The sequence below is a fragment of the Azorhizophilus paspali genome, assembly GCF_043587585.2.
GTDB lineage: Bacteria > Pseudomonadota > Gammaproteobacteria > Pseudomonadales > Pseudomonadaceae > Azotobacter > Azotobacter paspali.
On the sequence record NZ_CP171449.1, the window covers coordinates 1,702,268 to 1,724,594 of the forward strand.

The window sequence follows — 22,327 nt, forward strand, 5'->3', positions numbered from 1 at the left end:
CCGCGCAGTTCCAAGCCCCCGATCGAAAGGAGACCACTCCATGAGTCTGAATGTTTTCTGGTTCCTGCCCACCCACGGCGACGGCCACTACCTGGGCACCGCCGAGGGCGCCCGCGCCGTCGACCACGCTTATTTGCAGCAGATCGCCCAGGCCGCCGACCGGCTCGGCTTCGGCGGCGTGCTGATTCCGACCGGACGTTCCTGCGAGGATTCCTGGCTGGTCGCCGCCTCGCTGATCCCGGTCACCCGGCGTTTGAAATTCCTCGTCGCCCTACGTCCGGGGATCATTTCGCCGACCGTGGCGGCACGCCAGGCGGCGACGCTCGACCGGCTGTCCGGCGGTCGCGCGCTGTTCAACTTGGTGACCGGTGGCGACCCAGAAGAATTGGCCGGCGAAGGCCTGCACCTGTCCCATGCCGAGCGCTACGAGGCGGCCACCGAGTTCACCCGCATCTGGCGGGGCGTGCTGTCCGGCGAAACCGTCGACCTGCAGGGCAAGCACATCCAGGTCGAGGGCGCCAAGCTGCTCTTCCCGCCGCTGCAGCAGCCTCATCCACCACTGTATTTCGGCGGCTCCTCGGAGGCCGCCCACGAATTGGCCGCCGAACAGGTCGACCTCTACCTGACTTGGGGCGAGCCGCCGGCCGCGGTGGCCGAGAAGATCGTCGATGTGCGCGCCCGTGCCGCCCGCTATGGCCGCACGGTGCGTTTCGGCATCCGCCTGCACGTGATTGTTCGCGAAACCACCGAGGAGGCCTGGGAGGCTGCCGACCGGCTGATCAGCCACCTGGACGACGAAACCATCGCCAAGGCCCAGGCCTCGCTGGCGCGTTTCGACTCGGTCGGCCAGCAGCGCATGGCCGCCCTGCATGGTGGCAGCAAGGAGAATCTGGAGGTATCGCCGAACCTCTGGGCCGGCGTCGGCCTGGTGCGTGGCGGGGCCGGCACCGCACTGGTCGGCGACGGGCCGACCGTGGCAGCGCGGATGAAGGAGTACGCCGCGCTCGGCATCGACACCTTCGTACTCTCCGGTTATCCGCACCTAGAAGAATCCTATCGGGTCGCCGAACTGCTCTTCCCGCACCTGGATCTGGCCCGGCCGGCCGGGATCGAAGGTCGCGGCCAGGTCAGTCCGTTCGGCGAGGTGGTGGCCAACGACATCCTGCCCAAGGCCGCGGCGCAGAGTTGAAGCGTCTCCCCGATCCGGCCCGTTCCCGTCGGGGGCGGGCCGGAAGGCAATTTCCTGAGTTCAGGCAAGACGAGAAGAGGTTTCCATCCATGACCATACGCAACATCGACAAACTGGCCCTGCGCCTGTCGCCCTGGGTGCTGCCGCTGGCGTTACTCGGGTTTTGGCAGGGGGCGGTGGCCAGCGGATGGCTCTCCACCCGCATCCTGCCGGCACCGAGTGCGGTGCTGGAAGCCGGCTGGGCACTGCTCTCCAGCGGCGAAATCTGGTCGCACCTGGCCATCAGCGGCTGGCGCGCCAGCATCGGCTTCGCCATCGGTGGCGGCTTGGGCCTGCTGCTCGGCTTTATTACCGGCCTGTCGAAGTGGGGCGAGCGCCTGCTGGACAGCTCGGTGCAGATGGTGCGCAACGTGCCGCACCTGGCACTGATCCCGTTGGTGATCCTCTGGTTCGGCATCGACGAGTCGGCGAAGATCTTCCTGGTCGCCCTTGGCACCCTGTTCCCCATTTACCTGAATACCTACCACGGCATCCGCAACGTCGATGCCGGCCTGGTGGAAATGGCGCGCAGCTACGGGCTGTCCGGATTCTCTCTGTTCCGTCAGGTGATCCTGCCCGGTGCGCTGCCGTCGATCCTGGTCGGCGTGCGCTTCGCCCTCGGTTTCATGTGGCTGACGCTGATCGTCGCGGAAACCATTTCCGCCAGTTCTGGCATCGGTTACCTGGCGATGAACGCCCGCGAGTTCCTGCAGACGGACGTGGTGGTGCTGGCGATTCTGCTCTACGCCGTGCTCGGCAAGCTGGCCGACGTGGCGGCGCGTACCTTGGAGCGCCTGTGGCTGCGCTGGCATCCGGCCTATCAGGTCAAGGCAGGTGCCCAATGAGCGCTCTGCAGAATTTGAAGAACGGCATTCCGCTGGGGATCAAAGGCATCCACAAGTCTTTCGGCGAACGGCAGGTGTTGAAGGCGATCGATCTGCATATTCCGGCCGGGCAGTTCGTCGCCGTGGTCGGTCGCAGCGGCTGCGGTAAGAGCACGCTGCTGCGCCTGCTGGCGGGGCTGGACGCACCCAGCGGCGGCGCGCTGCTGGCCGGCCAGGTACCCCTGGCGCAGGCGCGCGAAGATACCCGGTTGATGTTCCAGGATTCGCGCCTGCTGCCTTGGAAGCGGGTAATCGACAATGTCGGTCTCGGTCTGTCCGGCGACTGGCGTCCCCGTGCCGAGGAGGCTCTGGCCGAGGTGGGGCTGGCCGAGCGCGCTGGGGAGTGGCCGGCGGCGCTCTCCGGCGGCCAGAAGCAGCGCGTGGCGCTGGCCCGAGCATTGATCCACCGTCCGCGCCTGCTGCTGCTCGACGAGCCGCTGGGGGCGCTGGATGCGCTGACCCGCATCGAAATGCAGCAACTGATCGAACGGCTCTGGCAGCAGCATGGCTTCACCGTGCTGCTGGTCACCCATGACGTCAGCGAGGCGGTCGCCGTCGCCGACCGGGTGATCCTGATCGAGGAAGGGCGTATCGGCCTGGATCTGCCGGTCGACCTACCGCGCCCGCGTAGCCGCGGGTCCGCCCGTCTCGCCGCGCTGGAGGCGGAGGTCCTCGATCGGGTGCTCGCGCCGGCGGCCGCCCCGCCGAACGAGAGCGAGCCCCGCTCGGAGCGTAGCGCGGCAGGCGCTGCGTTTTGAACGGTGTGTCCGGTAAGTAATTGTTCTAATGGCAAAAAAAATCGAGAAATCTGTTGACAGGGTCAGGGATGGCCCCTAATATGCGCCCCGTCCTTGAGATGGGGCTATAGCTCAGCTGGGAGAGCGCTTGCATGGCATGCAAGAGGTCGACGGTTCGATCCCGTCTAGCTCCACCAATTTCACTCAAGAGCGGTTGAGTTTCGCTCTTGTCATCGGAGGTTCCGTCCCCTTCGTCTAGTGGCCTAGGACACCGCCCTTTCACGGCGGTAACAGGGGTTCGAGTCCCCTAGGGGACGCCAGTTTTCAACAGCGGCGACGGAGTCGTTGCTGTTGGTATCGCGAGATACCGAATTCGGGGCTATAGCTCAGCTGGGAGAGCGCTTGCATGGCATGCAAGAGGTCGACGGTTCGATCCCGTCTAGCTCCACCAATTTCACGCAAGAGCGCTTGATTTTCGCTTTTGTCATCGAAGGTTCCGTCCCCTTCGTCTAGTGGCCTAGGACACCGCCCTTTCACGGCGGTAACAGGGGTTCGAGTCCCCTAGGGGACGCCAGTTCTACCCTCCAATGGGTTAAAAGGGTCGCTCGTATGGGTGACCCTTTTTGTTTGCTGCCGATATTCTTCCGCCAAGTGCTTCTGCTCGGATCCTGCCGCGTGGCATGGGTTGGCCACTCGGCAGGGGGGGCAGCGGTGCCCGCTATGCGATCGACGACCGCTTACTTGATGACTCCGCAGGCCACCCGCGCTCCGCCACCGCCCAGCGGGGCAGGGTTGTCGGCATGATTGTCGCCGCCGGCATGCACCATCAGGGCCCGTCCTTTGATCGCTTCCAGATCCTTCAGTCGCGGTGCCAGTACTGGCTGCGTGGCCTTGCCATCGGCATCTACATAGAGGGCCGGCAAATCGCCCAGATGGCCGTCTCCCCAGGGCTCGCCGTGCCGGTTGGTGTTCTGCGGGTCCCAGTGGCCGCCTGCGGCGCCTGCGGCGAGCTTCTGGCCTTCCTTCTCCGTGGCGCCGCAGTCGCCCGAGGCATGAATGTGGAAGCCATGGATGCCGGGCTGCAGGCCGGAGAGGTTGGGGGTGAAGACCAAGCCGTATTCGCTCTGCTCGATGCTGACGGTGCCAAGCGCTGCGCCTATGCCGTTGGCGCTTACCGCGTTGAGGACGACGCTGAGCGGCGCGGCCTGCACGGGTAGTGCGCAACTGGCGATCATTGCTGCAATCAGCCGTTTTTTCATGGACATCTCCTTGTTGTGCGTGCGGAAGGGGGCGTTCTCGTTCCTCGGTTCGGGCTGGATGGCCAGGCTGGCGTTACCCTGCTGGCGCTGTGGTTATGCTGGACCCCGGTGGATCGGACGGTCAATGGTGGCGAGCGGGCAGGATGGATGATGAGCGACATGGCGAGCGTATCTCCCGTGCAGGTCATTGCGGTGACCAGTGGCAAGGGCGGGGTCGGCAAGACTGTGGTGGCGGTGAACCTGGCATTGGCGCTGGCCGGGCTGGGGCGGCGGGTGATGCTGCTCGATGGCGATCTGGCGATGGCCAATATCGACGTGATGCTCGGTCTCGGCGCCGAGCGCACCCTGGCCGATGTCCTCGCCGGAAGCTGCGGGCTGGACGACATAGTGCTGCAGGGGCCGGGCGGCGTTCGTGTCGTGCCCGCCGCTTCCGGGGCGCGCAGCATGGTGCGGCTCTCGGCCCAGCAGCAGGCCGGTCTGGTGCATATCTTCGACCGGCACGCCGATCAGCTCGACGTGCTGCTGGTGGATACCGCCAGCGGCATCGAAGATGCGACGATCGGCCTCGTGCGGGCGGCCAGGGAGGTGCTCGTGGTGCTGTGCGACGAGCCGACCTCGATCGCCGACGCCTATGCGCTGATCCGCTTGGTCAACAGCGATTACGGGGTGAGTCGTTTCCGGATTCTCGCCAACATGGTGGCGGGGCCGCGCGAAGGCCGCGAGCTGTTCGCTAAGCTGCTCCGGCTGACTGAGCAGTCGCTCGCCGCCACCCTGCAGTACGTCGGTGCCGTACCCTGGGACGACAGCCTGCGCAGGGCCGTGCAGCGACAGGCGGCGGTCTGCGAAGCCTTTCCCCGCTCGAAGAGCGCGACGGCCTTCCGGGCGATCGCGGAGAGCGTCGATGGCTGGCCGCTGCCCGCCAATCCACGGGGAAACGTGGAGTTCTTCGTCGAGCATCTGATCCGTGTGGCGCAGGCGAAATCGGCCTGAGACGTCATTCGCCCGGAGCCGTGTTCGCGGCCTGGCGGTCTCGGGCGGATTCGCCGGGATGGTGCGCCGACCGGGTGAAAATAGCCTCTCCAGCCGGCGAGGCCGGCATGTATAATGCGGGCCCGCCCGGATCGGCGCATGCCCCGCGCTCAGGCCGGTACTGCCGTGTTGAGGTCGATGGTAAGCCTATTGTGACCAGTCCCTTTCTCGAAGCCATGGCGCTCGCTTGCGAGCGGGACTGGCGCGTGCTGTTCGAGCGGCTCGACCTGGCGCTGGCTCCTGGCGACATGTTGCAGGTGGTGGGACCCAACGGCAGCGGCAAGACCAGCCTGCTGCGCCTGCTGGCCGGTCTGATGCAGCCCACGGCCGGCGAGGTGCGCCTGCGAGGGCGAGGCCTGCGCGGCCAGCGCGCCGAGCTGGCGCGCAATCTGCTCTGGATCGGCCATGCCCCTGGCATCAAGGGACTGCTGAGCGCCGAAGAGAATCTCGCCTGGCTTTGCGCCCTGCACCGTCCGTTCGGCCGCGAGGCGATCTGGGCGGCGCTGGCGGCGGTCGGCCTGCGCGGTTTCGAGGACGTGCCCTGCCATAGCCTGTCGGCCGGCCAGCAGCGCCGCGTGGCGCTCGCCCGCCTGCATTTGGAGGCGCCGCCGCTGTGGATTCTCGACGAGCCATTCACCGCGCTCGACCGGCAGGGGGTGGCCCAACTGGAGCGGCATCTCCGCGCCCACTGCGAGCGCGGCGGCATGGTGGTGCTAACCACCCACCACAGCCTGGATATCCGGCCCGCGACTTACCGCGAACTTGACCTGGAGCGGCCCGCCGCATGAGCAGTGTGTTCACCCTGCTGCTCGCCCGCGAGTCGCGGCTGCTGTTCCGCCGTCCGGCTGAACTGGTCAATCCGCTGGTGTTCTTCGCTATCGTCATCGCCCTGTTCCCGCTCGCCGTGGGGCCCGAGTCGCAGCTTCTGCAGACGCTCTCGCCAGGTTTGATCTGGGTGGCGGCGCTGCTCGCCGTGCTGCTCTCGCTGGATGGCCTGTTCCGCGGCGACTTCGAGGACGGATCGCTGGAGCAATGGGTGGTCGCGCCGCATCCGTTGCCGCTGTTGGTGCTAGCCAAGGTGCTGGCGCACTGGTTGTTCTCCGGATTGGCGTTGGTGCTGCTGGCGCCGCTGCTGGCCCTGATGCTGGGGCTTCCGGTGCGCTGCCTGCCGGTGCTGCTGCTCTCGCTGCTGCTCGGCACTCCGGTACTGAGCCTGCTCGGCGCCGTCGGCGCGGCGCTGATCGTGGGCCTCAAGCGCGGTGGCCTGCTGCTGCCACTGCTGATCCTGCCGCTGTACATCCCCGTGCTGATTCTCGGCAGCGGGACCCTGCAGGCGGCGCTGCAGGGATTGCCGACGACCGGCTATCTGCTCTGGCTGGCCAGCCTGGCGGTGCTGGCCGCGACCCTGCTGCCCTTTGCGATCGCCTCCGCCCTGGCCATCAGCGTCGGCGAGTGAAAGGCTCGTCCGGGGAGCGCGATTGCGAAACGACCGAAACGGGCCGGCCACGACCGGCCGCGCGACAAGGTGAGTGGTCTCGATGAATTGGACGTGGTTTCACAAGCTGGGCTCGCCCAAGTGGTTTTATGAAATCAGCGGTCGCTGCCTGCCCTGGTTCGCCGTGGCCGCCGTGCTGCTGCTCGGCGTCGGCCTAGTCTGGGGACTGGCCTTCGCGCCGCCGGACTACCAGCAGGGCAACAGCTTCCGCATCATTTATATCCATGTGCCGGTGGCCTTCCTTGCCCAATCCTGCTACGTGCTGCTGGCGGTGGCCGGAGCGATCGGGCTGGTCTGGCGCATGAAGCTGGCCGACATCGCCCTGCAGTGCGCCGCGCCAATCGGTGCCTGGATGACCTTCGTCGCCTTGGTCACCGGCGCGATCTGGGGCAAGCCGACCTGGGGCACCTGGTGGGTCTGGGATGCCCGGCTGACCTCGATGCTGATCCTGCTGTTCCTCTACTTCGGCATCATCGCCCTTGGCCAGGCGATCGCCAACCGCGACAGCGCGGCCAAGGCCTGCGCGGTGCTGGCGATCGTCGGGGTGGTCAACATCCCGATCATCAAGTACTCGGTCGAGTGGTGGAATTCCCTGCACCAGCCGGCCACCTTCACCCTGACCGAGAAGCCGGCGATGCCCATGGAAATGTGGCTGCCGATGCTGGTCATGGTGCTCGGCATCTACTGTTTCTTCGCTGCCGTGCTGCTGTTGCGCATGCGCCTCGAAATCCTCAGGCGCGAGGCGCGCAGCAACTGGGTCAAATTGGAGATCAAGGCTCTCCTGGGGGCGCCATGAGTTTTTCCTCGTTCGCTGAATTCGTCGCCATGGGCAACCATGGCCTCTACGTGTGGTCGGCCTATGGCATCGGCCTGGCGGTGCTGGTCATCAATGTCGCCGGGCCGCTGCTGGCGCGCCGGCGCTACCTGCGGGAAGAGGCGCGTCGTCTGCGCCGGGAGGAGTCGAAATGAACCCTGTGCGCAAGAGGCGGCTGTTCATCGTGCTGGCGATCCTCGCCGGCGTGGGTGCCGCCGTGGCGCTGGCCCTGTCCGCCCTGCAGCAGAACATCAACCTGTTCTACACTCCCAGCCAGATCGCCACGGGCGAGGCTCCCGAAGGTGCGCGGATTCGCGCCGGCGGGCTGGTCGAGAAGGGCTCGCTGCAACGCGACGCGACTTCGCTGGCGGCGACCTTCCGGGTCACCGACGGCGTGGCGACGGTGACCGTCCGCTACCAGGGCATCCTCCCCGACCTGTTCCGCGAAGGGCAGGGCATAGTCGCGTTGGGCCGGGTCGACGCCGGAGGCATGCTGCAAGCCGACGAGGTGCTGGCCAAGCACGACGAGAACTACATGCCGCCGGAGGTCAGCCAGGCGCTGGAGAAGAGCGCCATGCTCAAGCACTACGAGAACGGCAAGCCGGGAGGCGCGCAATGATTCCCGAACTCGGCCACCTGGGGATGATCCTCGCCCTGTGCCTGGCACTGGTGCAGGGCAGCCTGCCGCTGATCGGCGCCTGGCGTGGCGATCGCCTGTGGATGAGCCTGGCCGTGCCGGCCGCCTGGGGGCAATTCGTCTTCCTGTCGTTCGCCTTCGTCTGTCTGACCCAGGCCTTCCTAGTCGACGACTTCTCCGTCGCCTACGTGGCCGGCAACTCCAACAGCGCCTTGCCCTGGTACTACAAGCTGAGCGCCGTGTGGGGCGCCCATGAAGGATCGCTGCTGCTCTGGGCGCTGATCCTCTCCGGCTGGACCTTCGCGGTGTCGATCTTTTCCCGGCAATTGCCCGAGGAGATGCTGGCCCGCGTGTTGGGCGTGATGGGGCTGATCAGCGTCGGCTTCCTGCTGTTTCTGATCGTCACCTCCAACCCCTTCGCGCGCCTCTTGCCACAATCGCCGGCGAATGGCCGCGATCTCAACCCGCTGCTGCAGGACTTCGGCCTGATCGTCCATCCGCCGATGCTCTACATGGGTTACGTCGGTTTCTCGGTGGCCTTCGCCTTCGCCATCGCTGCGCTGCTCGGCGGCCGCCTGGACGCCGCCTGGGCGCGCTGGTCGCGGCCTTGGACGCTGGTCGCCTGGGCCTTCCTCGGCATCGGCATCGTGCTCGGCTCCTGGTGGGCCTACTACGAGCTGGGCTGGGGCGGCTGGTGGTTCTGGGACCCGGTGGAGAACGCCTCCTTCATGCCCTGGCTGGTCGGCACCGCGCTGCTGCACTCGCTGGCGGTGACCGAGAAGCGCGGGGTGTTCAAGAGTTGGACAGTGCTGCTGGCCATCGCCGCCTTCTCGCTGAGCCTGCTCGGCACCTTCCTGGTGCGTTCCGGCGTGCTGACTTCGGTGCATGCCTTCGCCAGCGACCCGGAGCGTGGCGTGTTCATACTGATCTTCCTGCTGGTGGTGGTCGGCAGTTCGCTGACCCTGTTCGCCATCCGCGCGCCGGTGGTCAGGAGCCAGGTGGGCTTCGCCCTCCGTTCGCGGGAAACCCTGCTGCTGGTGAACAACTTGCTGCTGATGGTGGCGACCTCGACCATCCTGCTCGGCACGCTTTATCCGTTGCTATTGGATGCGCTGTCCGGCGCCAAGCTGTCGGTCGGGCCGCCGTATTTCAATGCACTGTTCCTGCCGTTGATCGGGCTGCTGATGCTGACGCTGGCGGTCGGCGTGCTGGTGCGCTGGAAGGACACGCCGCTGCGCTGGCTGGCCGGCATGCTCGCGCCGGTACTGCTGGTTAGCGTGGCGCTGGCCCTGCTGGCCGCCTTCGCGCTCGGCGATTTCGCCTGGGCGGTGCTGGCGACCGCTTTCCTGGCTGCCTGGGTGGTTTTCGCCGGGGCGCGCGACCTGCTCGACAAGACCCGCCACAAGGGACTGCTCAAGGGCCTGCACGCACTTTCGCCGAGCTACTGGGGCATGCAACTGTCCCACCTGGGGATCGCCGTCTGCGCCCTGGGCATCGTCCTGAGCAGCCAGGAAAGCGCCGAGCGCGACCTGCGCATGGCGCCGGGCGATGCCGTGGAGCTGAGCGGCTACCGCTTCGTCTTCGAGGGCACCCGGCATCATGAGGGACCCAACTTCGTCGCCGACCGGGCCAGCGTGCGCGTCTTCGACGGCGACGACGAGGTGGCCGTGCTGCACCCGGAGAAGCGCCTCTATACCGTGCAGCGCATGCCGATGACCGAAGCCGGCATCGACGCGGGTTTCACCCGCGACCTCTACGTCGCCCTAGGCGAGCCGCTGGAAAACGGCGCCTGGGCGGTTCGCCTGCATATCAAGCCGTTCGTCCGCTGGATCTGGCTGGGGGGCCTGATGATGGCTTTCGGCGCGGCGCTGGCGGCCTGCGACCGGCGTTATCGGGTCAAGGTCAGGACCCGCGTGCGCGAGGCCCTGGGCCTGGCCGGAGAAGGAGCCTGAAGATGAAACGAGCGATTCTCCTGGTGCCGCTGGCGCTCTTCCTGGGCGTCGTGGCCTTCCTTTACCGTGGCCTGTTCCTCGATCCCGCCGAACTGCCTTCGGCGCTGATCGGCAAGCCCTTCCCGGCGTTCTCCCTGCCGGCCGTGCAGGAGCCGGGGCGTACCCTCACGGTCGACGACTTCAAAGGCAAGCCGGCGCTGGTCAACGTCTGGGCGACCTGGTGCGTGTCGTGCAAGGTCGAGCACCCGGTGCTCAACGAACTGGCCGGGCGCGGGGTGAACATCGTCGGCGTCAACTACAAGGACGACAACGCCAGCGCATTGAAGTGGCTGAAGGAGTTCCACGATCCCTACCGGCTCAACATCCGCGACGAGCAAGGCAGCCTGGGACTCGACCTCGGCGTCTACGGTGCGCCGGAAACCTTCCTCGTCGACAGGCACGGCATCATTCGCCACAAGTTCGTCGGGGTGATCGACGAGCGGGTCTGGCGCGAGCAACTGGCCGCGCGCTACCAGGAGCTGCTGGACGAATGAAAACCGCGATCCGCGCCCTGTCGCTGGGGCTCGTGCTGAGCACGACGGCGCATGCCGCCATCGATACCTACGAATTCAAGAGCGACGCCGAGCGCGAACGCTATCGCGGCCTGATCGAGGAGCTGCGCTGCCCCAAGTGCCAGAACCAGAACATCGCCGATTCCGACGCCCCCATCGCCATGGACTTGCGCCGCGAAATCTATCGCATGCTCGGCGAAGGACAAAGCGACGGGCAGATCGTCGATTACCTGGTGGCCCGCTACGGTGACTTCGTCCGCTACAAGCCGCCGCTCGACGGGCGGACCCTGCTGCTCTGGTACGGCCCGGCGGGGCTTTTGGCGCTCGGTTTCGGCGTGCTGGCGACGATCCTCGTCCGACGCCGGCGCAATACCGCCGGCCCGGCGGTGGCCTCCCTATCCCCGGACGAGCGCGAGCGTCTCGCCACCCTGCTGGACAAAAAAGACCCATGATCGATTTTTGGATCGCCGCCGGCCTGCTGCTGCTGCTGGCCTTGGCCTTTCTGCTGCTCCCCGTGCTGCGCACTCGTCGCGCCCAGGCCGAGGAAGACCGTACCGCGCTCAACGTGGCGCTTTACGAAGAGCGCCTGGCCGAGCTGGATGCCCAGCGCGCGGCCGACACCCTGAGCGCCGGACAACTGGAGGCCGGCCGCGTCGAGGCGGCTCGCGAGCTGCTGGCCGATACCGAGGCCGGCGAGGCGCCGCGCCGCTCCTCCCTGGGCAGGGCGGTGCCGCTGGCGGTGGCGCTGCTGGTGCCGCTGCTCGGCTACGGCCTCTACCTGCACTGGGGCGCCAGCGACAAACTCGAACTGGCCCGCCGGTTCGCCGAACAGCCGAAGAGCATCGAAGAGATGACCGCACGCCTTGAGCAGGCGGTCAAGGTCCAGCCGGATTCCGCCGAGGGCTGGTATTTCCTGGGGCGCACTTACATGGCCCAGGAGCATCCGGCCGATGCCGTAGCAGCCTTCGAGCAGGCCGCCCGGCTGGCCCAGCGGCCGCCGGAGATCCTTGGCCAGTGGGCACAGGCGCTGTATTTCGCCGAGGGCAAGCGCTGGAGCCCGCGGATGCAGGCGCTGACCGACGAGGCGCTGGCCGGCGAGCCGGCCGAGGTCACCAGCCTCGGCCTGCTCGGCATTGTCGCCTTCGAGGAGCGCCGCTTCGCCGATGCCGCCGGTTACTGGGAGCGCCTGGTGGAAATCCTGCCCGAGGGCGATCCGTCGCGGGCGGCCATCGCCGCCGGCATCGCCCGGGCGCACGAGCAGGCCGGCGCGCCGCAAGGCGAGGCGCCGGCCGCCGCCCAGTTGGAGCTGAAGGTCAGCGTCGCCCTGGCGCCGGAGCTGGCCGGCAAGGTGCGGCCGGACGACAGCGTGTTCGTCTTCGCCCGCGCCGTTTCCGGTCCGCCGATGCCATTGGCGGTCGAGCGCCTGCGCGTGGCCGATCTGCCGGCGCAGGTCGCCCTGAGCGATGCCGATGCGATGATGCCCCAGCTCAAGCTGTCGAACTTCGCCGAGGTGCAACTGGTGGCCCGGATCTCGCGGGCCGGCGATCCCACAGCGGGCGACTGGGTCGGCCAGCTCGAGCGGGTGAGCGCTAGGGCATCGGGCGAATACGTCCTGAATATCGATCGAGCCGACGCGCCCCGAGGGCACCCTGGAGAGGACCGATGAAGATCCGTTTCCCGTTCCCGACCGGAGCCGCCGGGTCGTTGCGCCGCCTGCGTTCCTTCGGTGTGCTCGGCCTGGGTCTGCTGCTGGCCGCCTGCGCCCACCAGGACTACCACCCCCCTGCCGCCGAGCGCCCGGCGCCGCCGCCTGCCGTGCGGACACCGCCGGCGAAGCAGCCGAGCCAGACGATCAGGGCCCTGCCTTCCGCGCCCAAAGCCGCCAGCGCACAGCGCAGTCGAAGCGGCAACCATCCGCGCTATGCGCCGCCACCGGATGCCGATGCCTACTGGGACAACAGCCTCGGAGTATACGTGGTGAAAGGACAGCGGCTGTACTACCGGGAACGGCTGTACTACCGCTGGAACGACGGCTGGTACAGCTCCGGGCAGCCGAACGGTCCCTGGGAGTCGGTCGAGGGGCCGGGTGTGCCGCCTGGCCTGCGCAACCTCTATTCGCCGCGTTGAGCCGGCGGCATCGACCGTGCAGTCTTTTCCCCGTCGGCCCGCGGGGCGAGTTCCGGGACGCGGGAGAACAGGGCATCGCCGCGGCGGCTGCAGAAGGCGGTGTCCGGTTCGTACTGCTCATTCCGGCAGTTCGGGCACGTCCGCTGCAGGCGTTGTTCCGGCCGCATCGCGCTGGCCAGTTCGGCAGTGAAGATGCCGGTGGGCACGGCGATTACCGAGTAGCCGATGATCATCGCCAGGGTCGCCAGACCCTGACCCAGCGGGGGCTTCGGCGTCATGTCGCCGTAGCCGACGGTGGTCGGAGTCACCACGGCCCAGTAAATGCTGGCGGGAATGCTGCTGAAACCATGTCGCGGTCCTTCGATCACATACAGCAGGATGCCGAAGATGATGACCAGGGTGATCGCGCTCAGTAGGAGTACGATGATCTTCTGCCGGCTGCCGCGCAGCGCGACGAGCAAAAATTCGCCCGGCTCAGGTAGGGCAGCAGCTTCGGCACGCGGAACACCCGCAACATGCGCACGATGCGGATGATCAGCAGGTACTGGGCCGGTGGGAACAGCAGGGCGAGGAATGCCGGCAGCACGGCCAAGAGGTCGATGGTTCCGTGGAAGCTGAAGATGTAGCGCGACGGCTGCGGATGGATGTGGATGCGCAGCAGGTATTCGCCGGCGAGGAGCGCCGTGAGGCCCCATTCCAGGGCGTGAAACAGGCCACCGTAACGCGCGAAGCCCGGCAAGCTGTCGAGCATCACCATCACCAGATTGGTGAGGATGGCCACTAGCAGCGCGCTAGCGAAATACCGGCCGGGCGCTATGTCGCTGAAGAAGACGATGATGTAAAGGCGTTCGCGCCAGTTCTTCTTGTCCATGTGTCCCCCGATCCCGTACCGGTCCCGTGGGCTAGCCGGTTGGCGTACATCCTGCTTTCCTTGTGCGAAGGATCGCTGATACCGATATCCCGAAACCCGCAATCATAATCGGCTCGCGGAGGCGAGCGACCCGGCCCGGTTCCGCAAAGCGGTGCGATGCGGGCTGGCGGAGTGAAACCAGACATGTCCAACACCGAACTGATCGATCCCTTCGGGCGCCGCATCACCTACCTGCGTCTGTCGGTGACCGACCGCTGCGATTTCCGCTGCACCTACTGCATGAGCGAGAACATGGTGTTCGTGCCGCGCGAGCAGATCCTCAGTCTGGAGGAGCTCTACGAGGTGGCGGACGCCTTTATCGACCTCGGTGTCAAACGCATCCGCATCACCGGCGGCGAGCCGCTGGTGCGCAGGGGGCTGCTCGGCCTGCTGGAACGCCTGGGTGCGCGCACGGAGCTGGAGGACCTGGCCATGACCACCAACGGCTCGCAACTGCCGTTCATGGCCGGCGACCTGCGCACTGCCGGGGTCCGGCGCCTCAACATCAGCCTCGATTCGCTGCGCCCCGAGCGTTTCGCCGCCTTCACCCGGCGCGACAGGCTCGACCGGGTTCTGGCCGGCATCGAGGCGGCGCGTGCCGCCGGATTCGCGCGGATCAAGCTGAACAGCGTGGTGCAGAAGGGCCGCAACGACGACGAGGTACTCGATCTGGTCGAGTTCGCCGTGGCGCGCGGCCTCGATATCAGTTTCATCGAGGAGATGCCGCTCGGCGGTATCTCCAGCCACAGGCGCAGCGAAACCCTCTGCTCCAGCGACGAGGTGCGCCGGCGTATCGAGGAGCGCTTCGAACTGGTGCGCAGCAGCCACGCCAGCGGCGGTCCCTCGCGTTACTGGCAGGTGGTCGGCAGCCGGACCCAGGTCGGTTTCATCTCGCCGCACAGCCATAACTTCTGCGCCGCATGCAATCGCGTGCGGGTCACCGCCGAGGGCAAGCTGGTGCTCTGTCTCGGCCATGAAGGGGCGCTCGATTTGAAGAGCCTGATGCGCGCCCACCCCGGCGACGCCGCACGGCTGCGCCAGGCCCTGGTCGATGCCCTGCGGCTCAAGCCCGAACGCCATCATTTCGAGGCGGACGCTCAGGTCCAGGTGGTGCGTTTCATGAGCATGACCGGCGGCTGAGCGAAGCGGGTGCATGTCCGTTTCGCCCGCACCATACCGGTGCCTCCGGCCCGGATGGGACCCGTGCTAGACTTCGCGCCTTGCACGCGGTCGAAGAGCCCCAAACCCGATCATGATCTTTCCGGTTCCCGACAGCCCCGTCTCCACATCACCTCGTACCGATCACGGCTTGCCCGGGACCCGCCATGCGCCTTAAGAGCATCAAGCTGGCCGGTTTCAAGTCCTTCGTCGATCCCACCACGGTGAGCTTCCCGAGCAACATGGCGGCGGTGGTGGGGCCCAACGGCTGCGGCAAGTCCAATATCATCGACGCCGTTCGCTGGGTGATGGGCGAGAGTTCGGCAAAAAATCTCCGTGGCGAGTCGATGACCGACGTTATCTTCAATGGCTCGAACAGCCGCAAGCCGGTGACCCAGGCCTCCATCGAGCTGATCTTCGACAATGCCGACGGCACGCTTACCGGCGAATACGCCGGCTACGCGGAAATCTCCATCCGTCGCCGGGTGACCCGCGACGGGCAGAACAGCTACTTCCTCAACGGAGTGAAGTGCCGGCGCCGCGATATCACCGACATCTTCCTCGGCACCGGCCTGGGGCCGCGCAGCTACTCGATCATCGAGCAGGGCATGATTTCCCGGCTGATCGAGGCCCGTCCCGAGGATCTGCGCAATTTCATCGAGGAAGCCGCCGGCATCTCCAAGTACAAGGAGCGCCGCCGCGAAACCGAGAACCGCATCCGCCGCACCCAGGAGAATCTGGCGCGCCTTTCCGACCTGCGCGAGGAACTGGAGCGCCAGCTCGAACGCCTGCAGCGCCAGGCCCAAGCCGCCGAGAAATACCAGGAATGCAAAGCCGAGGAGCGCCGCCTCAAGGCCCAGCTCGCCGCCCTGCGCTGGCGGGCGCTGAACGAACAGGTCGGCCAGCGCGAGCAGGTCATCGGCGACCAGGAGGTTGCCCTCGAAGCGCTGATTGCCGAACAGCGCAACGCCGATGCCGGCATCGAGCACCTGCGCGACGAGCACCACGACCTCGCCGAGCGTTTCCACCAAGTGCAGGGCCGCTTCTATTCGCTGGGTGCCGACATCGGCCGGGTCGAACAGAGCATCCAGCATGGCCAGCAGCGTCTGCGCCAGTTGCAGAGCGACCTGCAGGAGGCGGAGAAGAATAGCCAGGAAACCGCCGCCCACCTCGACCAGGATCGCCTGGTGCTGGCCGAGATCGACGAGGAACTGGCCCGGCTCGATCCTGAGCGGGAAGTCGCCGCGGCCGCCGCCGAGGAGAGCGCCGCCCGTCTGGAGGAGGCGGAGTCCGCCATGCACACCTGGCAGGAACAGTGGGACGCTTTCAACCAACACTCCGCGCAGGCGCGGCGCAGCGCCGAGGTGCAGCAGGCGCATATCCAGCAACTGGAGCAGAGCCTCGGGCGGCTGCTGGAGCGTGAGCGCCGCCTGGGCGACGAGCGGGCCCGGCTGGAGGCCGATCCGCAAGAGTCCGGCATCGCCGAACTGGCCGAGCGGCTGGCTCTCGGCGAATTGACCCAGGAAGAGCTGGGCGCCGCCGAGGCCGCCCTGGGCGAAACGCTCGAACGGCTGCGCGGCGAGCTGCAGCAGGCGACCCGGGAGCAACGGCAGGCGCAGGACGAACTGCAGCGCCTGAACGGCCGGATCGCTTCTCTGGAGGCGTTGCAGCAGGCGGCGCTGGACCCCGGTCAGGGCGTCGCCGAGTGGCTGCGCGAGCAGCATCTGGAGACGCGTCCGCGACTGGCCGAGGGGCTCAGGGTGGAGCCCGGCTGGGAGCTGGCGGTGGAAACCGTACTCGGCGCCGATCTGCAGGCACCGCTCGTGGAGGATTTCGCCGCTCTTGCGCTAGATGCCTTCGCCCAGGGCGAACTGCGCCTGCTCGGTGCGGGGCCGGGCGCCACGCGGTTGGCCGGCAGTTTGCTCGATAAGGTCGAGAGCGGCATCGACTTGGCGCCCTGGTTGGGGCGCGTCATGGCGGTCGAGAGCCTCGTCGAAGCGCTGGAGCGGCGCTCTGCGTTGGGCGAGGGCGAGAGTCTGATCAGCCGCGACGGCTATTGGGTCGGTCGGCATTTTCTGCGCGTGCGCCGGGCCGGCGACGCCGATTCCGGCCTGCTCGCCCGCGCCCAGGAGCTGGAGCGCTTGCAGGCCGGACGCGACGAACTGGAGGCGCGTCTAGCCGAGCTGAAGACGCGCCTGTCCGCGCTGGACGAGGCGCGCCGCCGGCAGGAGGAGGACCGTGAAGAACTGCGCCGGCGTTTGCAGGAGGAAACCCGCCAGCAGGGCGAATTGAAGGCCAGGCTTTCCGCCCTCCAGGCGCGGGCCGAGCAGATGCTGCTGCGTCGTCGCCGTTTCGACGAGGAACTAGCCGAACTGGACGAGCAGCGCACCCTGGAGATCGAGCGCCTGGGCGAATGCCGCCTGCAACTGCAGGATGCGCTGGACGCCATGGCCGTCGACAACGAGTGCCGCGAGCAACTGCTGGCCGGACGCGACGCCCTGCGCGAGAGCCTGGAGCGCTTGCGCCGGGAGGCCGGCGCGCACAAGGAGCAGGCCCATCAACTGGCCGTGCGGCTCGGCTCGCTGCGGGCCCGGCGCGACTCCACCCGGCAGTCCCTGGAGCGTCTCGAACGGCAGTTCGAGCGCACCCGGGAACGCCACGAGCAACTCCGCCTCGATCTGGAGGAGGGCGCGGCGCCGCTGGAGGAACTGCGCATGAAGCTTGAGGAGCTGCTCGAGCGGCGCCTGGCCGTCGAGGAGGAACTGCGCCAAGCCGGGCTGTCCCTGGAGGATGCCGAGCGCGGGCTGCGCGAAATCGAGAAGCGCCGCGGCCAGGCCGAGCAGCAGGCCCAGTTGCTACGCGGTCAATTGGAACAGCAGCGCCTCGACTGGCAGGCTCTCAGCGTACGGCGCAAGGCCTTGCAGGAGCAGTTGCAGGAGGAGGGTCAAGATCTGCACGAGGTGCTCGGCACGCTTCCCGCCGAGGCTCGCGAAGCCGACTGGGAAACTGAGCTTGAGCGCGTCGCCCTGCGCATCCAGCGTCTCGGTGCGATCAACCTGGCGGCCATCGACGAATATCGCCAGCAATCCGAGCGCAAGCGCTATCTGGATGCGCAGAACGCCGACCTGGCGGAGGCCCTGGAAACCCTGGAAAACGTGATCCGCAAGATCGACCGGGAAACCCGCAACCGTTTCAAGGATACCTTCGAGCGGATCAACGCCGGCCTGCAGGCCCTGTTCCCGAAAGTTTTCGGTGGAGGCCATGCCTATCTGGAACTTACCGGCGAGGATCTACTCGATACCGGTGTGGCCATCATGGCGCGCCCGCCCGGCAAGAAGAACAGCACCATCCATCTGCTGTCCGGCGGCGAGAAGGCATTGACCGCGCTGGCCCTGGTGTTTGCCATCTTCCAGCTCAATCCGGCGCCGTTCTGCATGCTCGACGAGGTGGATGCGCCTCTGGACGATGCCAACGTCGGACGTTACGCCAGGCTAGTCAAGGAAATGTCGGAAAAGGTCCAGTTCATCTACATCACCCACAACAAGATCGCCATGGAGATGGCCGATCAGTTGATGGGGGTGACCATGCACGAGCCGGGCTGCTCGCGTCTGGTGGCAGTGGACGTGGAGGAGGCGGTGGCGTTGGCGGATACCTGAGGTCGCGGCCGGTGGCAAGATACCCCCGCTCACCGGAATGGGGTGGCCGGCGGTACAATCCGCGAAAAGGGCATGCTAGCTTAATGAGAATTTTCGTATGTATGGAAAACGTTGCGGGAACATACAGTTGCCGTGTTTATGAGAGGGCCGGACGCCTTCTTTGTATGGGATGGGAAGCCTTTTTTAAATCAGTTTAGGGGTTGTGGATTTCATGGAAATCGGTCTGCGTGAGTGGCTGATCGTCATCGGCATCGTCGTCATCGGCGGCATCTTGTTCGACGGATGGCGGCGCATGCGGGGCAGCAAGGGCAAGCTCAAGTTCAAGCTCGAGCGCAAAATCGCCGATACGCCTGAAACGGTCAGCGAAAACAGCGAGTCGCTGGGACCCTCGCGGTCGGTCGATTTCCCGCAAGGAGTCGGCTTCGAGCCGGACGAGGAGGACCTGCCCTCGCTGAGCGCTCGCGGGCTGAACCGGCGGCGCCTCGACGACGAACTGGACGATTTCGGCCTGGAGCTCGACGATCCGGTCTATGCCGCCGTTGCCGAGCCCGCCTCCAGGCTGCGCGTGGTGGAGCCGAGGTTCGAGTCGCGTCAGGCCGAGCAGCTTGAGCGCAGCGAGCCGCGGGAGCTGCCGCCGATCGAGGAATACCTGGTCATCATCGTGGTATCGCGGGACGGAGAGGGGTTCAAGGGGCCGGCGCTGCTGCAGAGCATCCTCGAAAGCGGCCTGCGTTTCGGCGAGAAGGACATCTTCCATCGCCACGAGAGCCTGGCCGGCAACGGCGAGGTGTTGTTCTCCATGGCCAATGCCCTCAAGCCCGGTACCTTCGACCTGGACGACATCGACCACTTCTCCACCCGGGCGGTCAGCTTCTTCCTCGTCCTGCCCGGCCCGCGCCATCCCAAGCAGGCCTTCGAGCTCATGGTGGCCGCCGCCCGCAAGCTGGCCAAGGAGCTGAACGGCGAGCTGAAGGACGACCAGCGCAGTGTGATGACCGCACAGACCATCGAGCACTATCGCCAGCGGATCGCCGATTTCGAGCGCCGCCAACTGACCCACAAGCGCTGAACCCAGGCGTTTTGCCGGCTCCGGGAGGCGGCGCCCAGGTGGCGAGGTTTCCCTGGGCTGCGAGACCGCCTTCGGCCGCTTTCAGTGCCTTTTCGAGCAGCCACGGCTGCTCTTTTCGTTTTCCGGAATCCATCGCCATGACCGACGCCCAGACCGCCGCCGAACGCATCGCCCGGCTGCGCAGAGAGATCGACGAACACAACTACCGCTATTACGTGCTCGATATGCCGAGCGTGCCGGACGCCGAGTATGATCGCCTGTTCAACGAGCTCAAGGCCCTTGAGGCCGAACATCCCGAACTGGTCACCCCGGAGTCGCCGACCCAGCGCGTCGGTGGCGAGGCGCTGGCGGCCTTCGGTCAGGTGCGCCACGAACTGCCCATGCTCAGCCTGGGCAATGCCTTCGTCGAGGAAGATCTGCTCGATTTCGACCGCAATGTGTGCAAAGGCCTGGACCGCGGCATCGAGGCGCTGGAGTACAGTTGCGAGCCCAAGCTGGACGGCTTGGCCGTCAGCCTGCTCTACGAGGACGGCCAACTGGTGCGCGGCGCCACCCGCGGCGACGGCAGCACCGGCGAGGACATCACCGCCAATGTGCGTACCGTGCGCAACATTCCGCTCAGGCTGCACGGCCAGGGCTGGCCGGCCGTGCTGGAGGTGCGCGGCGAGATCTACATGCCGCGCGCCGGCTTCGAGGCGCTCAACGCCCGTGCCATCGAGAGCGGCGGCAAGACCTTCGCCAACCCACGCAACGCCGCCGCCGGCAGCCTGCGCCAGCTCGACCCGAAGATCACCGCCGGCCGGCCGCTGGAGTTCTGCGGCTACGGGATCGGTCGCTTCGAGGGGGCCGAGGTGCCGCAAACTCATATCAGCCTCCTCAAGGCCTTGAGGCATTGGGGCCTACCGATCAGTCGCGAACTGCAACTGGCGCGAAGCGTTCAGGATTGCCTGGCCTACTACCGCGCCATCGGCGAGCGCCGCCAGGGCCTGGCCTACGACATCGATGGCGTGGTGTTCAAGGTCAATCGCCTGGACTGGCAGCGCGAGCTGGGTTTCCGCGCCCGTACCCCGCATTGGGCCATCGCTTACAAGTTCCCGGCCCAGGAGGAACTCACCGAACTGCTCGGCGTCGAGTTCCAGGTCGGTCGGACCGGCGCCATCACCCCGGTGGCGCGCCTGAAACCGGTACAGGTGGCCGGGGTCACCGTGTCCAACGCCACCCTGCACAACATGGACGAAGTGGCGCGTCTCGGCGTGATGATCGGCGACACGGTGATCGTTCGCCGCGCCGGCGACGTGATTCCGCAGATCATGCAGGTGGTAGTGGAGCGACGCCCAAGAGAAGTGAGTTTGAAGGATCGATTAAAGAACGAGAGATCGAAGCATCAATGTCCCAAAAGGCGGGTAATCAGGAAGGTCACGTATATCCGTGCACTGAAATCTTGTATACGAAAGTTGCTGCCCTATATACGCCCATTGAAATGGATTTCCCGCGTTCGTTTCAAGAGAGTGATCATTCCAGCTCAATGCCCGGTATGTGGATCGCAGGTTGAGCGTACTCAACTAATCAAGCGAGGAAAGGGACGAGCCTCGGTTAGCGAAGGAGCGATCTACCGCTGTGTCGGTCGCCTGGCCTGCCAGGCCCAGCTCAAGCAGGCGATCGTTCACTTTGTCTCGCGACGCGCCATGGACATCGACGGCCTCGGCGAGCGGATCGTCGAACAACTGGTGGACACCGGCCTGGTGGAGTCGCCGGCCGATCTCTACATCCTGACCTTCGAGCAACTGGTGGTGTTGGACGGCTTCGCCGAGGTTTCCAGCAACAATCTGCTGGCGGCCATCGCCGCCAGCCGCCGGCCGAGCCTGGCGCGCTTCATCTACGCGCTGGGCATTCCCGATGTCGGCGAGGAGACCGCCAAGCTGCTGGCCCGCGCGCTCGGCTCGCTCGCGCGTATCGAGAAGGCCCTGCCCGAGGTGCTCACCTGGCTGCCGGACGTCGGCCTGGAGGTCGCCCACGAGATCCACAGCTTCTTCCGGGACAAGCACAACCTCACGGTGATCGAGCAGTTGCTGGCGCGTGGCGTCAAACTGCAGGAAGAAGGCGAATTGCACGCGGAGTTCGCCGCCTGCGCCAGCCTGGGCGAACTGCTCGACAAACTGGACATTCCGGGGATCGCCGCCACCGGCGCGAAAAAGCTTGCCGAGGCGGCAGGCAGCCTGGAGGCGGTGGTCGGCCTTAGCCAAGACTGGCTGACCCTGAGCACGACCAAAGGGCTGTCGGAAAAGGCTCGGCAGGCGCTGCGCGAGTTCTTCGCCGTCCCCGCCAACGTCGAGCACGCCCGCGCCATCGAGGCGCAATTGCGCGAATTCGGCATGCACTGGGAAAGCGAGCGCCGCTGTGCCGAGGGCCTGCCCCTGGCCGGGCAGAGCTGGGTGCTGACCGGCACCCTGGAGTCCATGAGCCGCGAGCAGGGCAAGGCGAGGCTGGAAAGCCTCGGCGCCAAGGTGGCCGGCTCGGTCTCGGCGAAGACCGCTTGCGTGGTCGCCGGTCCCGGCGCCGGCTCGAAGCTGGTCAAGGCCGGCGAACTCGGGGTGAAGGTGCTCGACGAGGAGGCTTTCCTCGCGTTGCTGGGGCAGTTGGAGAGCTGAGTGCTTTCGGCAGCGGGGAGGAAGCTGTGTAGCGTCCTCCGTCAGGCGGGAAAGGCCTGCGGCCGTTTCCCACCTATGGAATCGCCTGGATCTGGCTGGAAAACCGCGTAGCGTTTTCCACGGGGTGGCCATCCACGGGGTGGCCATCCGCTATGGACGCGCCGCCGCTGGGC

The 22,327-nt window shown here is 66.6% G+C and carries 19 protein-coding genes, 4 tRNA genes and 1 pseudogene; 22 read left to right on the forward strand and 2 right to left on the reverse strand.

Annotated elements, in window-relative coordinates; translation table 11 throughout:
* Positions 1-40: 40 nt before the first annotated feature.
* From ssuD to ACGI6K_RS08540, 7 genes are all read left to right on the forward strand, one after another.
* Positions 41-1,189, forward strand: a complete 1,149-nt coding sequence (gene ssuD / locus ACGI6K_RS08510) for an FMNH2-dependent alkanesulfonate monooxygenase (protein WP_376947914.1) — start codon at positions 41-43, stop codon at positions 1,187-1,189.
* A gap of 89 nt (positions 1,190-1,278) precedes the next feature.
* A complete protein-coding gene (gene ssuC, locus ACGI6K_RS08515) occupies positions 1,279-2,073 on the forward strand; it encodes an aliphatic sulfonate ABC transporter permease SsuC (RefSeq protein ID WP_376947912.1) in 795 nt (264 codons plus the stop codon).
* Positions 2,070-2,870, forward strand: a complete 801-nt coding sequence (ssuB, locus tag ACGI6K_RS08520; protein ID WP_376947910.1) for an aliphatic sulfonates ABC transporter ATP-binding protein — start codon at positions 2,070-2,072, stop codon at positions 2,868-2,870. The genes ssuC and ssuB overlap by 4 nt, the downstream gene beginning before the upstream one ends.
* 100 nt (positions 2,871-2,970) lie before the next feature.
* Positions 2,971-3,046: transfer RNA gene (locus ACGI6K_RS08525), tRNA-Ala, on the forward strand.
* A gap of 47 nt (positions 3,047-3,093) precedes the next feature.
* Positions 3,094-3,169, forward strand: a tRNA-Glu gene (locus ACGI6K_RS08530).
* A 55-nt stretch (positions 3,170-3,224) separates the two neighbouring features.
* Positions 3,225-3,300: transfer RNA gene (locus tag ACGI6K_RS08535), tRNA-Ala, on the forward strand.
* A 47-nt stretch (positions 3,301-3,347) separates the two neighbouring features.
* Positions 3,348-3,423 (forward strand) — tRNA-Glu (locus ACGI6K_RS08540).
* A gap of 163 nt (positions 3,424-3,586) precedes the next feature.
* Here ACGI6K_RS08540 and sodC read toward each other — a convergent pair.
* Positions 3,587-4,108 (reverse strand): superoxide dismutase [Cu-Zn] SodC, encoded by a 522-nt coding sequence (gene sodC, locus ACGI6K_RS08545; protein ID WP_376947908.1) that lies wholly within the window; start codon positions 4,106-4,108, stop codon positions 3,587-3,589.
* A 159-nt stretch (positions 4,109-4,267) separates the two neighbouring features.
* On the opposite strand from sodC, the gene ACGI6K_RS08550 reads away from it, so the two are divergent.
* The 11 genes from ACGI6K_RS08550 (at position 4,268) to ACGI6K_RS08600 (ending at position 12,713) form a co-directional block, all read left to right on the forward strand.
* On the forward strand, positions 4,268-5,098 hold the full coding sequence (locus ACGI6K_RS08550) for a MinD/ParA family protein (protein ID WP_376947930.1): 831 nt from the start codon (positions 4,268-4,270) through the stop codon (positions 5,096-5,098).
* A gap of 191 nt (positions 5,099-5,289) precedes the next feature.
* Entirely contained in the window at positions 5,290-5,925 is a 636-nt protein-coding gene (gene ccmA / locus ACGI6K_RS08555; RefSeq protein WP_376947906.1) for a cytochrome c biogenesis heme-transporting ATPase CcmA, read from the forward strand.
* Positions 5,922-6,593 carry a heme exporter protein CcmB gene (gene ccmB, locus ACGI6K_RS08560; protein WP_376947904.1) on the forward strand — a complete coding sequence of 224 codons (672 nt, stop codon included), beginning with the start codon at positions 5,922-5,924 and terminating at the stop codon, positions 6,591-6,593. The genes ccmA and ccmB overlap by 4 nt, the downstream gene beginning before the upstream one ends.
* An 82-nt stretch (positions 6,594-6,675) precedes the next feature.
* Positions 6,676-7,428 (forward strand): heme ABC transporter permease, encoded by a 753-nt coding sequence (locus tag ACGI6K_RS08565; RefSeq protein ID WP_376947902.1) that lies wholly within the window; start codon positions 6,676-6,678, stop codon positions 7,426-7,428.
* Positions 7,425-7,601 carry a heme exporter protein CcmD gene (gene ccmD / locus ACGI6K_RS08570; protein ID WP_012701593.1) on the forward strand — a complete coding sequence of 59 codons (177 nt, stop codon included), beginning with the start codon at positions 7,425-7,427 and terminating at the stop codon, positions 7,599-7,601. Before ACGI6K_RS08565 ends, ccmD begins: the two co-directional genes overlap by 4 nt.
* Entirely contained in the window at positions 7,598-8,065 is a 468-nt protein-coding gene (gene ccmE / locus ACGI6K_RS08575) for a cytochrome c maturation protein CcmE (RefSeq protein WP_376947899.1), read from the forward strand. Before ccmD ends, ccmE begins: the two co-directional genes overlap by 4 nt.
* Positions 8,062-10,035: a heme lyase CcmF/NrfE family subunit gene (locus ACGI6K_RS08580; RefSeq protein ID WP_376947897.1), complete on the forward strand. Its 1,974-nt coding sequence runs from the start codon at positions 8,062-8,064 to the stop codon at positions 10,033-10,035. The genes ccmE and ACGI6K_RS08580 overlap by 4 nt, the downstream gene beginning before the upstream one ends.
* A gap of 2 nt (positions 10,036-10,037) precedes the next feature.
* Positions 10,038-10,568 (forward strand): DsbE family thiol:disulfide interchange protein, encoded by a 531-nt coding sequence (locus ACGI6K_RS08585; RefSeq protein WP_376947895.1) that lies wholly within the window; start codon positions 10,038-10,040, stop codon positions 10,566-10,568.
* Entirely contained in the window at positions 10,565-11,038 is a 474-nt protein-coding gene (locus ACGI6K_RS08590) for a cytochrome c-type biogenesis protein (protein WP_376947893.1), read from the forward strand. The genes ACGI6K_RS08585 and ACGI6K_RS08590 overlap by 4 nt, the downstream gene beginning before the upstream one ends.
* Positions 11,035-12,252, forward strand: a complete 1,218-nt coding sequence (gene ccmI / locus ACGI6K_RS08595) for a c-type cytochrome biogenesis protein CcmI (RefSeq protein WP_376947891.1) — start codon at positions 11,035-11,037, stop codon at positions 12,250-12,252. Before ACGI6K_RS08590 ends, ccmI begins: the two co-directional genes overlap by 4 nt.
* Positions 12,249-12,713, forward strand: coding sequence for a hypothetical protein (locus ACGI6K_RS08600; protein WP_376947889.1), 465 nt, complete (start codon positions 12,249-12,251; stop codon positions 12,711-12,713). Before ccmI ends, ACGI6K_RS08600 begins: the two co-directional genes overlap by 4 nt.
* On the opposite strand, the pseudogene ACGI6K_RS08605 reads toward ACGI6K_RS08600, so the two are convergent.
* Positions 12,698-13,584 (reverse strand): annotated as a pseudogene (locus tag ACGI6K_RS08605) (ion transporter). The gene ACGI6K_RS08600 and the pseudogene ACGI6K_RS08605 overlap by 16 nt on opposite strands.
* Before the next feature lie 183 nt (positions 13,585-13,767).
* Here ACGI6K_RS08605 and moaA point away from each other — a divergent pair.
* The 4 genes from moaA to ligA all read left to right on the forward strand — a co-directional run bounded on the left by moaA (position 13,768) and on the right by ligA (position 22,154).
* Positions 13,768-14,763, forward strand: a complete 996-nt coding sequence (moaA, locus tag ACGI6K_RS08610; RefSeq protein WP_376947887.1) for a GTP 3',8-cyclase MoaA — start codon at positions 13,768-13,770, stop codon at positions 14,761-14,763.
* Positions 14,764-14,948: 185 nt separating this feature from the next.
* Positions 14,949-18,437: a chromosome segregation protein SMC gene (gene smc / locus ACGI6K_RS08615; protein WP_376947885.1), complete on the forward strand. Its 3,489-nt coding sequence runs from the start codon at positions 14,949-14,951 to the stop codon at positions 18,435-18,437.
* 211 nt (positions 18,438-18,648) lie between these two features.
* Positions 18,649-19,506: a cell division protein ZipA gene (gene zipA / locus ACGI6K_RS08620; protein ID WP_376947883.1), complete on the forward strand. Its 858-nt coding sequence runs from the start codon at positions 18,649-18,651 to the stop codon at positions 19,504-19,506.
* Between the two features lie 137 nt (positions 19,507-19,643).
* Entirely contained in the window at positions 19,644-22,154 is a 2,511-nt protein-coding gene (gene ligA, locus ACGI6K_RS08625) for an NAD-dependent DNA ligase LigA (RefSeq protein ID WP_376947881.1), read from the forward strand.
* Positions 22,155-22,327 lie beyond the last annotated feature (173 nt).

Bases quoted from the DNA above. Each gene is read 5' to 3' on its own strand.
- ssuD (WP_376947914.1), top strand. From the start codon at position 41: ATGAGTCTGAATGTTTTCTGGTTCCTGCCCACCCACGGCGACGGCCAC.
- ssuC (WP_376947912.1), top strand. From the start codon at position 1,279: ATGACCATACGCAACATCGACAAACTGGCCCTGCGCCTGTCGCCCTGG.
- ssuB (WP_376947910.1), top strand. From the start codon at position 2,070: ATGAGCGCTCTGCAGAATTTGAAGAACGGCATTCCGCTGGGGATCAAA.
- sodC (WP_376947908.1), bottom strand. From the start codon at position 4,108: ATGAAAAAACGGCTGATTGCAGCAATGATCGCCAGTTGCGCACTACCC.
- ACGI6K_RS08550 (WP_376947930.1), top strand. From the start codon at position 4,268: ATGGCGAGCGTATCTCCCGTGCAGGTCATTGCGGTGACCAGTGGCAAG.
- ccmB (WP_376947904.1), top strand. From the start codon at position 5,922: ATGAGCAGTGTGTTCACCCTGCTGCTCGCCCGCGAGTCGCGGCTGCTG.
- ACGI6K_RS08565 (WP_376947902.1), top strand. From the start codon at position 6,676: ATGAATTGGACGTGGTTTCACAAGCTGGGCTCGCCCAAGTGGTTTTAT.
- ccmD (WP_012701593.1), top strand. From the start codon at position 7,425: ATGAGTTTTTCCTCGTTCGCTGAATTCGTCGCCATGGGCAACCATGGC.
- ccmE (WP_376947899.1), top strand. From the start codon at position 7,598: ATGAACCCTGTGCGCAAGAGGCGGCTGTTCATCGTGCTGGCGATCCTC.
- ACGI6K_RS08580 (WP_376947897.1), top strand. From the start codon at position 8,062: ATGATTCCCGAACTCGGCCACCTGGGGATGATCCTCGCCCTGTGCCTG.
- ACGI6K_RS08585 (WP_376947895.1), top strand. From the start codon at position 10,038: ATGAAACGAGCGATTCTCCTGGTGCCGCTGGCGCTCTTCCTGGGCGTC.
- ACGI6K_RS08590 (WP_376947893.1), top strand. From the start codon at position 10,565: ATGAAAACCGCGATCCGCGCCCTGTCGCTGGGGCTCGTGCTGAGCACG.
- ccmI (WP_376947891.1), top strand. From the start codon at position 11,035: ATGATCGATTTTTGGATCGCCGCCGGCCTGCTGCTGCTGCTGGCCTTG.
- ACGI6K_RS08600 (WP_376947889.1), top strand. From the start codon at position 12,249: ATGAAGATCCGTTTCCCGTTCCCGACCGGAGCCGCCGGGTCGTTGCGC.
- moaA (WP_376947887.1), top strand. From the start codon at position 13,768: ATGTCCAACACCGAACTGATCGATCCCTTCGGGCGCCGCATCACCTAC.
- smc (WP_376947885.1), top strand. From the start codon at position 14,949: ATGCGCCTTAAGAGCATCAAGCTGGCCGGTTTCAAGTCCTTCGTCGAT.
- zipA (WP_376947883.1), top strand. From the start codon at position 18,649: ATGGAAATCGGTCTGCGTGAGTGGCTGATCGTCATCGGCATCGTCGTC.
- ligA (WP_376947881.1), top strand. From the start codon at position 19,644: ATGACCGACGCCCAGACCGCCGCCGAACGCATCGCCCGGCTGCGCAGA.